Below are 11,740 nucleotides of genomic sequence, written 5' to 3' on the forward strand. Positions count from 1 at the left end.
GCACAGGCTGCTCACAGCTAACGCTCGGAATCCATTCATGGATATACCTCTGGGGATCTGCGTAATCCCGGGGTGGAGTCCAAGTGTTGACGTTGCGTCGCTTCGTTGCCGTTCTCGTGTGTGTGTGCCTGGCCGTGCTCGGCGCAGCCGACGGGGCGGTCGCCGCCGGGCTGTGGGCGGCCCGCGACAAGGTCGCGGCCGACCCGGGAGCGCTGCCCCGGCAGGGCGGCAGGACGGCCTCCGGGCTGTCGCACCGCGCGGCCTCCGGCCAGACCGACGCCGACGCCGCCGGCGGCCGTGCGGGCCACGCGCCCGCCGCCGGAGAACTCGCCGAGGACGCCGCCGGACCCGTCCGGCCGGTGGCCGCCAAGGCGCCCGCACCGGCCGCCCCGAAGACCGAGGTCGTCGCGGCGCCGCCCACCCCCGAGGGGCTCGGCGACGCATTCGACCCGGCGAAGAGCCGGGAGATCGCCACGAAGCGCGGCGAACGCGAGCGCACCTTCCAGAACGCCGACGGAACGTTCACCACGCGGTATTACACGAATCCCGTGAATTTCCGCAGGGCCGACGGGTCGTGGACTCCGATCGACACCTCACTCATCCCGGCGGGCCACGGTTCGCTCGGGCGCGCCGAGGCCGTGCAGGACGCGTGGATCACCAAGTCCGGCGAGCGCGAGGTGCGTCTCGCCGTCCGGGCCGACGCCGATCCGCTGGTCAGGCTGGACCTCGGCGACGGGGCCTCGGTCGGCTACGCCCTGAAGGGTGCGGCGGCCGTCCGCGGCGCCGCCGAGGGCGACACCGTCACCTACGCCGGAGTGGCTCCGAAGGCCGATCTGTCCGTCAAGGCCGGCAGCGACTCCTTCAAGGAGACGCTGATCCTCAACGACGCGACCGCGCCCGCCGTCTGGGAGTTCCCGCTCCGCCTCCAGGGCGTCACGCCGTCGATCGACGCGGGCGGTGCGCTCGTCCTCACCGACGCGTCGGGTGCGGTCCGGGGCCGGATGCCCTCCGGATGGATGGAGGACTCCAACGGGGCCCCGAACTCCGGCGGCCAGGGCGCAGTCTCCGGCGGCGTCCGCTACGAGCTGGCCGAGCAGGGCGGCACCCGGATCCTGCGGATGGTCCTCGACCAGGCGTGGCTGAAGGCGTCCGAGCGGGTGTTCCCGGTCAAGGTCGACCCGTCGGTGTACTCGGCCAAGGCCGTCCAGGGCACCTACGTGCTGTCCGGACAGAACGCCGACTTCTCCTCCGACTCGCTGCTCAAGGTCGGTACGTACGACGGCTCCACCAAGGCGGCGTCGTTCCTGAAGTTCACCGGTGTCGAGAACACCCTGCGCAACGCCACGATCCTCAACGCCAAGCTGGCGCTGTACAACAACTGGTCCTACTCCTGCAACGCCCGCCCGGTGACGGTGCACCCGATCACCTCGGACTGGTCGCAGGGCTCCGTCCGCACCTGGCCCGGACCGTCCGTCGGCAGCGCCCTGGTGTCGGACAGCTTCGCGTTCGGCTGGCGGCCGAACAACACCGGCAACTGGGTGTGCCAGCCCAACTGGCGGTCCATCGACCTCGGTGCCGAGGGCAAGGACCTGGTCAACCGGTGGACGCACGGCTGGCAGGCGAACTACGGCCTCGCCGTGAAGGCCGACGACCGCGACGCCTACGGCTGGAAGAAGTTCGACAGCGAGAACAACTCCACGACCGCCCCCAGCCTGGACGTCACCTGGTCCAAGTACGGCGCCGACTACGAACTGTTCGGCTGGGTGCAGCCGGTGACGGCGACCCAGGAGGGCATCTTCCGGATCCGCGCGTGGAACCGCGGTCAGGACACCTGGACCCCGAGCAGCAACTACAAGATGTCGTACCTCCTGTTCGACCAGAACGGGAACAACATCACCAACTACGGCACCAACATCGCCTGGACCTCCGTGCCGTCGGACACCCCGCCGTCGGCGGGTGCGATGTTCGACGCGCACATCCGGGCGCTGCCGCAGGGCACGTACACCATCGCCTGGACGATGGACGACTACCAGCACAGCAACTTCTACGCGGACAACGGCATCGCTCCGCCGACCATCCGCTTCTCGTCCGTCAACATGCTGCCGTCGCTGACCAGGCTCGCGCCGGCGTCGCACTCGGTCGTCCAGCAGCTCCAGCCCACCCTCACCGCCGAGGGCACCGACCCGGACCGGTCGCCGAAGCCCAACCTCGACTACCGCTACGAGGTCTGCCGCGTGGTCGGCCAGGACGCCCGCGTCGACTGCAAGCAGTCCGCGTGGCTCCCGTCCAGCAGCTTCGTGGTGCCCGAGGGCTGGCTGACCTGGAACGAGCAGTACGCCTGGTACGCGGAGGCCGGCGACGGCGACGGAGCCAGCCCCAAGTCCCAGGCCTCCTTCCTGCGGACGCTGCTGCCCCAGCCCGCGCAGTACAGCACCGCGGCCGACGCCGGCCGCTCGTTCAACGCCGCCGTGGGCAACTACACCAACGCCGCGACGGACGCCGCCCTGCCGACGGTCGGGCCCGAGCTCTCGGTGACCCGGAGCTACAACTCGCTCGACCCGCGCACCGACGGCGCCTTCGGAGCGGGCTGGACCACCCGTTGGGACATGCGGATCCAGGTCGAGTCCAGCTCCTGGCTCGCGCTGCCCGGCAACGTCCTGCTGACCTCCTCCAACGGCTCGCGCGCCCGGTTCGCCTGGGACGCCGCCAAGAACGCCTACGTCACCGGCGGCGGCATGGCCGCCGACCTCCGCAAGGAGACCGGCGGCGGCTGGACGCTGACCGACCGCACCGGCAAGGTCCACACCTTCGACGCGGCCGGCCGCCTGGTGAAGGTCACGGACGGCGCGGGCCACGCCCAGGAGCTGACCTACGCCAACGGCAGGCTCGGCCGGGCCAAGGACCTCCTCTCCGGCCGGTACCTGGACTTCGTCTGGACGGGCTCCCACGTCACCTCGGTGACCGCGTCCGGAGCCGCGGGCTCCTGGAGCTACGTGTACAGCGGCGACCGGCTGGTGAAGGTCTGCCCGCCCGGCGTCGCCACCACGGCCGACAAGGGCTGCACCGGCTACGAGTACGGCACCGGCTCCCGCTACCAGGCCGCGGTGCAGGACGCAGGCCCGATCGGCTACTGGCGCCTGGGCGAGACCGAGGGCGCGAGCGTCTCCAACGCCGCCCGGGTCACCGACCGCGCACCCGGTCAGGCCACCGACGTCACCTGGGGCGCGGACGGGCCCGTCGCCGGCTCGTCGGACAAGGCCGCCTCCTTCAACGGCCGGTCCTCCTACGTCGAGCTGCCGCTCAAGACCGTGAGCGGATCGACCCAGCGCTCGATCGAGCTGTGGTTCCGCACCGGTGCGCCCGGCGTCATCCTCAGCTACCAGAACCGGACGATGGCCGAGCCCCCGTACAACGTGGTGCCCGCCCTGTACGTCGGCTCCGACAACAAGCTCCGCGGCAAGTTCAACATGTCCGGCGCACCGGTCACCTCCTCCGGAACCGTGACCGACAACGCCTGGCACCACGTCGTGCTGTCCAGCGCCCAGAACAGCGCCGCCCTCTACCTCGACGGCGCCAAGGTCGGCGTGACCTCCGGCGCCATCGACCACCTCGACATGGACCGCACCTACCTGGGCGGCGGCTACACCGGCAGCTGGCCCGGCGGCAACGGCGGCATGTCCTGGTTCAACGGCCAGATCGACGAGGTCGCGGTCTACGACTACCCGGTGACCGACCAGGCCGCCGCGGAGCACTCCGCCCTGCGGGGCGGCAGCGCCCAGCTGGCCAAGGTGGTCCTGCCGTCCGGGCGCACGTCCGCCCAGGTCTCCTACGACGCGTCGACCGACCGGGTCACCGCCGTCAAGGACGGGGCCGGCAACGCCTGGAAGGTCTCCGCGCCCGGCTACACCGGCGGCTCCTTCCTCTACAACAACGCGGTCGGCGCCAACGGCCCGGCCGGGTACTGGCGGCTCGGCGAGCGCGACGGCGCGGTGGCCGTCAGCCAGGTCGGCAGCGGCCTCGACGGCGGGTACGGCGACGGCGTGACCAAGCGCGCCCCCGGCGTGTTCTCCACCACGGACGACACCGCCGCGCAGTTCGACGGGAGCGCCCAGGCGCAGGTGGAGATCCCCGAGGGCGTCCTCCACGCGTCGAAGGACGTCGCGGTGGAGCTGTGGTTCAACACGACCAAGCCGGGCGCCCTGCTGGGCGACCAGTCCCGGACGCTCGACGATCCGTCCGGGGTCGGCGGCAGCTGGTCGCCGCTGCTGTACGTCGGCAGTGACAACAAGCTGTGGGGCCGCTTCTTCGGCGGAGCCGGCAGCATCACCTCCTCCGGGCCGGTCACCGACGGCGCCTGGCACCACGTCGTGCTCTCCGCGGCCGGCAGCCAGCAGACGATGTACCTCGACGGCGTCCCGGTGGGCACCCAGTCCGGTGCGGTCGACCACCAGGCCAACGTGCACACCTACGTGGGCGCGGGCTTCGTGAAGGGCTGGCCGTCCGCCCCGGCCGACATCAGCCACTTCACGGGCGGCATCGACGAGGTCGCGGTCTACCAGCACCCGCTCACCGCGGCCGACGCACTCGCCCACTACCGGGCCCGCAGTGCCCAGGTCGCCGGGCAGGGCATCGGCTACCGGGGCTCCGTGGTCGCCGACGCTCCGGCCGCCTTCTGGCGGCTGGACGAGACGTCCGGCAGCACCGTCGTGAGCGAGGTCGCCGCCAACAACGGCAACGGCAGCTACGGCAACGGCGTCCAGCGCGGGGCCTCCGGCGTGTTCGGCGTCGGCGACGGCCGGGCCGCGCAGTTCACCGGTGCGTCCGACTCGGTGGCGGAGGTTCCCTCCGCGATCCTGCACGCGTCGGCCACTCCGGCCGTCGAGCTGTGGTTCCAGACCACGAAGCCCGGCGTCGTGCTCGGCGACCAGTCCCGGACGATCGACGACCCGGCGGGTGCCGGCGGCGACTGGTCACCGCTGCTGTACGTCGGCAGTGACAACAAGCTGTGGGGCCGCTTCTTCGGCGGTGCCGGCAGCGTGACCTCGCCCGCCACCGTGACCGACGGCGCCTGGCACCACGCGGTGCTCTCGGCCGACGGCACCCAGCAGACCCTCTACCTGGACGGCGCCCCGCTCGGCACCCAGTCCGGCGCGGTCAACCACCAGGCCAACGTCCACACCTACGTCGGCGGCGGCACCGTCAAGGGCTGGCCGTCCGCTCCCGCCGAGGTCAGCCGCTTCACCGGCAGCATCGACGAGGTCGCGTTCTACCAGCACCCGCTGACCGCCGAGCGGGTCGCCGCGCACTACCAGGCCCGCTCGCTCTCCGCCGCGACCGGCCTCGCGTCCCTGGTGACCGTCACGGACCCGTCCGGCGCGGTCTCCACCGACGTCCACGACGCCCAGCGCGGCATGCGCCTCATCTCGCGCACCGACGCCTCCGGCGGCACCACCACGTACTCGTACGACACCGGCGGCTTCCTGCACACCGTCATCGACCCCAACGGGCACTCGACGATCACCGGCCAGGACGCCCGCGGCAACACCGTCTCGAAGACCACCTGCCGCGACGCCAACTCCTGCTGGACGAGCTACACCTCGTACTTCCTGAACAGGGACAACGACAAGGACCCGCGCAACGACAAGCCGACCGAGACCCGCGACGCCCGTTCCGGCGGGCCCACGGACAACCGGTACCGCACCACCATCGGCTACACCGCGCTCGGCCTCGCCGAGAGCACGACCCTGCCCGACGGCCGGGTGAGCCGCACCACCTACACCACCGGCAGCGAGCCGGCCACGGGCGGCGGCACCACCCCGGCGGGCCTGGTCGCCACTCAGGTCACCGCCTCGGGCGCGACCACCTCCTTCGGCTACCTCGCCTCCGGCGACCTCGCGTCCACGACCGAGCCGTCCGGCCTCAGGACCACGTACGACTACGACCCGATGGGCCGCAAGATCGGCGAGACCGAGTACTCCGACGCTCAGCCCGGCGGAGTGAGCAGCGGCACCACCTACGACGCGCTCTCCCGCGAGATCGCGCAGACCGGCCCGCGGACCGTCGACGCCGTCTCGGGCACCGCCCACCAGGCCCGCACCACGCGGGAGTTCGACGAGGACGGCCGCGTGCTGTCCGCCACCACGTCCGACCTGCTGGGCGGCGACACCGCCCGCACCACCAGCACCACCTACGACCCGCTCGGCCGGCCCGCCACCGAGACCGACGCCGAGGGCGGCGTCATCACGTACGGCTACGACACCGTCGGCCGCGTCAACTCCGTGAGCGACGCACTGGGCCAGATCACCCGCTTCACCTACACCCCGACCGGCCAGCTCGCCGACACCCTCGTCGAGGGCTGGAACGGCGACGGACAGCCCGTCCGGACGATCACCGCGGAGTCGCGGGCCTACGACCCGGCCGGCCGCCTGGCGTCCGTCACCGACGCCATGGGCTCCAGCACCGACTACACCTACTTCGACGACGGCCTCACCGCCACCGTGACCGCCCGCGCGGTCACCCAGTCCGACGGGTCCGGCCACCCGGTGGTGCTGGAGCGCAACGAGTACGACGGCGCCGGGCACCTGGTCAAGCAGGTGACGGGCGGCGGTCGCACCACCACCGAGTCCACCGTGGACGCGGCCGGCCGCACCACCCGCACCGTGCTCGACCCCGGCGGCCTGGACCGGACCACGACGCTCGGCTACGACGCCGAGGACCGGGTCACCTCCACCACCAGCAAGGCCGGTGCCACGGAGAACCGGGTCGCCACCGCGACCTACGACACCGCGGGCCGGATGACCCGCAGCGAACTCTCCTCCACGGCCGGCGGGCCCACCGCCGTCAGCACCTTCACCTACGACCAGCGCGGCCTGGTGACCTCCAGCACCAGCCCCAACGGCAACGCGTCCGGCGCCGACCCCGCCGCCTTCACCACCACCTACCAGTACGACGTGCTGGGCCGCCTCACCACCACGGCGTCCCCCACCGTCTCGAACGAGAACACCGCGGGCACCGCGGTGGCCGGCCGGCCCACCGCGACCACCGGCTACAACACCTTCGGCGAAGCGGTCTCCACCAAGGACGCGCTCGGCCGGACGACCACCCGCACCACCGACCGGATGGGCCGGGTCACCGAGACCCGCCTGCCCGACTACACCCCGCCCGGGGCGTCGGCCCCGCTCGTGGCGGTCGCCCGCACCGAGTTCGACAAGCTGTCCCGGGTGTCGGCGTCCTACGACGCCGCCGGCCGCAAGACCGTCTTCGGCTACGACCGGCTCGGCCACCAGGTCCAGCGGACCGACCCCAACTCGCTCGGCACCCTGCAGCCCCCGGTCGACGCCAACCCGCCGACCTGGGCCTCCACGTGGACCCCGACCGGCCTGCAGCTGTCCGTCACCAACCCCGTCGGCGGCCGCACCGAGTCCACCTACGACCAGCTCGGACGCACCCTCACCGCGACCGTGGTCGAACGCAAGCCCACCCTGCAGAACCTGACGGCCCGGTACGCCTGGGACGACGCCGGCAACCAGACCTCGCTCACCAGCGCGGGCGGAAACGTGACCGCGTCCACCTACAACGCCGCGGGCCAGCCCGTGACCGTCACCGACGCCGTCGGGCGGATCACCAGGACCGACTACGACGGCCTCGGCCGCACCGTGAAGACCACCGCTCCGCTCGGCGAGGCCACCACCTACGGCTACGACGGCCTCGGCAACGCCACCCGGCTCGTCGACCTCGACCCCGCCGGCACCGTGCTGCGCACCCGCCAGTCCGGCTACGACCTCGAAGGGCACCTGCTCACCGGCACCAGCCCCACCACCGGCGCCGTCACCACCCGCAGCTACGACCCGATCGGCCGGCTGACCAAGCAGGTCGAGCCGGTGGCGGCAGGCCGGACGATCACCACCACCTTCGGCTACGACGCCGCGGGCAACCGCACCCGTCTGACCGACGGGAAGGGCAACACCACCGGCTACACCTTCACCCCCTGGGGCCTGCCGGAGTCCACCGTCGAGCCCTCGACCGCGGCCCACCCGGCCGCCGCCGACCGCACCTGGACCACCGCCTACGACGTGGCCGGCCAGGCCGTGAAGCTCACCGAACCCGGCGGCGTCGTCCGCACCCGCAGCTACGACCCGATGGGCCGGCTCACCAAGGAGACCGGCAGCGGCGCGGAGGCCGCCACCGCCGACCGCACCCTGGCCTACGACAAGGCCGGCCGGATGGTCGAGGCCAACGGCGCCGGTGTCAGCACCCAGACCTTCTCGTACAACGACCGGGGCCAGCTGACCGGGGCCCGGATCTCCGGCGTCGACCAGGAATGGGCGTACGACAAGGACGGGCGGACGACCGACCGCTGGGACAGCACCACCGGCTGGGCCACCTTCGGCTACAAGGCCGACGGCCAGGTCGCCTGGTCCAGCGACCAGCTCACCGCCTCCCAGCTCTGGTACGGCTACGACGGCGACGGACGCCTCAAGACCCAGTACTACGTCACCCGCGACCCCGCCGACACCACCAAGTGGAAGGCCACCTCCGGCCGCTACCTCGCGTACGACGGCCTCGGCCGGCTCAGCAGCGACCGGGTCGTCCAGGAGGACACGGCCGGGACACCGGTCACCGGCACCACGTACGAGTACGACCTCGACGACCGCCTCACCCGCAAGGCCGTCACCGGCAAGCCCGGCGACCCCACCACCGACAACCGCTACACCTACGACCAGGCCGACCGCCTGACCTCCTGGAACAACGGCACCACCACCACCGCGTACGCGTGGGACAACGCCGGCAACCGCACCGGGAACGGCACCGCCACCTCGACCTACGACGAGCGCAACCGCCTCCTCGCCGACGGCACCAGCACCTACCGCTACACGGCGCGCGGCACCCTCGCCGGAACCACCACCGGCACGAGCCCCGAGCAGACCGAGAAGTTCGACGCCTTCGGCCGACTCGTCACCGACGGTTCGACCGGCTACACCTACGACGGCCTCGACCGCCTCATCCTGCGCGGCAGCACCAGCCTCGCCTACGACGGAGGCACCAACAACCTCATCTCCGACGGCACCTGGCGCTACACCCGGGACGCCTCCGGGACGGCCACCGGTGCGGCCGACCCGAACGGCGCCCAGCGTCTGAGGACCGACCGCCACACCGACGTGACGGCCACCCTCAACACCGCCGGCACCTCCGTCGGCTCCAGCACCGCCTACGACCCGTTCGGCAAGCCGGTCGCCCGCACCGGCACCGGCACCAGCCTCGGCTACCAGAGCGGCTGGACCGACCCCGCCACCGGCCAGGTCAACATGCACGCCCGCTGGTACCAGCCCGGTGCCGGCAACTTCACCAGCCGCGACAGCTACCAGCTCGACCCCAGCCCGTCCGTCCAGGCCAACCGCTACACCTACGGCAACGGCAACCCGACCCTCAACACGGACCCGTCCGGGCACTTCCTCCCGCTCGTGATCCTCGGTGGAATGGCGATCTGGGAGGCCGTGGCGGCGGCAACCGCAACCACGATCGTCATCGGCGGTACCGCCATCGCGGCGGACAAGGCGTACGACAACTACAAGAGCAACCAGTGGGCGGACTCCCACGCAGGCTCCAGCGCCACGACCTACTCGCCGCCGCAGGCGTGGGACGCAGGCTGCTACTACCTCTACTGCCGTGGCAACGCGGGTGCGGCCGCCGCGGCTGCAGCTGCCGCAGCTGCTGCCGCCGCCGATGCCGCGACACCTGACACGGACACCGACGACGGCCGCTGCCGCAGCCACTGCGGAGGGGGCACCCACCCGCGGGTGGCCACCAAGCCCAAGCCGCTCCCGCGGGTCAACCCCAGGCCCAACACCGACCGCCGCCCGCCGGCCCCGGAGTGGAAGCGCCCCGACTACCAGGAACTCATCAAGACGGTCACCCGGATCTACGAGATCTGGGACATGCTGAACAACTCCCAGGACGATCGTGGGCTGACTCCGGACCAGGCGGACGCGACGCAGCCCGCGCCGGGAGCGAGTCCCGGGTCAGGCGGGGGAACCGACACGGACGACCAGCAGGATGACTGCACCAAGCACCTTCAGAAGACTCGGGCGCAGCGCGGTCAGGCAGGCATCGTCTGTCTTCGAGCACCGTCTGGAGCCACAGCCGAGCAGATCGAGGAGCTGAAGGACCACATTGCCGCGCTGAACGCGACACGCCAGTACCTCTCCCCCAAGGGACGTGTCTCGCCCAAGGCGGAGTGCGTCGGCGCCGACAGGTCCGGCCGGAAGCCGTGCCTCGACCTGGAGTACCTGGCCGAGAAGGTCAAGGACAAGCACATCAAGGAGGTCGAGGGAACGCCGTACGAGTACAACGGCAAGGTGGCAGGGCACCTGCCAGACACGACGTGGTCCGGCAAGTGGTCCCCGTACTGCTGGCACCAGCAGGACACCCGGGTGAACAGTACGGTTGGCTCCTATGCACAGAAGTACGAGCTCGGCTACAAGCCGACCGAGTTTTTCTACGCGGGAGTGGCGGGCAATCCGAGCACGTACACCACGGAACGCGTGAGCGGGTCCGTCTCGGCCGGTGCGCACGGCATCTGTGAAATCACCCGATAGCGAGGACGGTTGTGATGCAAGAGTGGATCGCGCGGCTGGTTCACGTGCGTGGGCTCGAATGGTCGGCGGAGAACGCCGGAAGCGGCTCCGGGTCGCCCGCCCTTCGCCCCCCGGCGACCGCGCAGGACATCGCGGCCCTCGAACGGTCGATCGGGATGCCGGTGGAATCCGCCTACGCCGAATTCCTTGCGTACACCGATGGAATGGAGCACTTCCACCTCAATATGTCGGTCCTCGGCTGCGGGGACCGTCCGGCCTCCGCGGTGCTGGCTCGGGCCGAGGAATTCCTGCAGGCCGTCCTGGACACGGAGGTCCACCTTGACGAGGGTGTGCCCGAGGGGGTGGCGTTGGTGCCGGTGGCGGTCAACGCCGAGGCAAGCGAGGGCATCTTCATGCTGAGCCCAGACCCCGCCGTGTCGTGGAGGTTCTTCTGGACGGGTAAGGGTGACGCAGCACTCTTCACGTCGTTCTCCGAGGTCTGCGACGTCGCGTCCGGTGCCCGACCGTGGTCGGACTTCGCCACCCAGTAGGGCGCGGGTAACGGCGGAATGAGCAGCACACCGTGACGCGCCCGTTCGGCGGAACCCGAACGGGCGGTCGACGGCTCCCGGTTGGCGCGCCCGTTCGTCGGTCGGCCTACGGCAGGTCGAGGCTGCCGTCCTCGGTGAAGGGGAAGAAGGGGTTGTGGGCCAGCTCCCAGAGGTGGCCGTCCGGGTCCTCGAAGTAGCCGGAGTAGCCGCCCCAGGAGGTGGCGGTCGGGGGCTTGACCACGGTGGCGCCGGCGGCGACCGCGGTGGCGAGTGCGGAGTCCACCCTCGCGGTGGACTCCAGGTTCACCGCGAGGGTCACCCCGCGGAAGGACGGCTCGCCCGCCGCCGGCACCCCGGCGTCGGCGGCGAGCTCCTCGGTGGGGAAGAGGCCGAGGACGGAGTCGGCGGTGCGGAACCAGACGATCTCCGGGCTGGACGCCGCCGAGCGGCGCCAGCCCAGCGCCTCGTAGAAGGCCGTGGACCGGCCCAGGTCGGTGACCCCGAGGGTGACGATGCTGATCCGGGCCGGGAAGTCGGAGGTCGAAGTCATGCCGCTCAGGGTAGGCAGCGCCGCCGACATCCGGCGGGTGTTCCCGGGCGGTCGGCGGGTCGTGC

3 protein-coding genes are annotated in these 11,740 nt (G+C 71.6%); 2 read left to right on the forward strand and 1 reads right to left on the reverse strand.

Going from position 1 to position 11,740, the window contains the following annotated elements:
- Positions 1-134 precede the first annotated feature (134 nt).
- Entirely contained in the window at positions 135-10,595 is a 10,461-nt protein-coding gene (locus tag IE98_RS0108030; RefSeq protein ID WP_159400848.1) for a LamG-like jellyroll fold domain-containing protein, read from the forward strand.
- Between the two features lie 14 nt (positions 10,596-10,609).
- Positions 10,610-11,125: an SMI1/KNR4 family protein gene (locus IE98_RS0108035; protein ID WP_030266503.1), complete on the forward strand. Its 516-nt coding sequence runs from the start codon at positions 10,610-10,612 to the stop codon at positions 11,123-11,125.
- A gap of 106 nt (positions 11,126-11,231) precedes the next feature.
- Here IE98_RS0108035 and IE98_RS0108040 read toward each other — a convergent pair whose 3' ends face one another.
- Positions 11,232-11,675, reverse strand: a complete 444-nt coding sequence (locus IE98_RS0108040) for a VOC family protein (protein ID WP_030266506.1) — start codon at positions 11,673-11,675, stop codon at positions 11,232-11,234.
- Positions 11,676-11,740: the final 65 nt, after the last annotated feature.

Source organism: Streptomyces sp. NRRL B-24484 (assembly GCF_000717715.1).
Lineage (GTDB): Bacteria > Actinomycetota > Actinomycetes > Streptomycetales > Streptomycetaceae > Kitasatospora.

Coding starts and splice junctions, on each gene's coding strand:
- IE98_RS0108035 (WP_030266503.1), top strand. CDS start 10,610: ATGCAAGAGTGGATCGCGCGGCTGGTTCACGTGCGTGGGCTCGAATGG.
- IE98_RS0108040 (WP_030266506.1), bottom strand. CDS start 11,675: ATGACTTCGACCTCCGACTTCCCGGCCCGGATCAGCATCGTCACCCTC.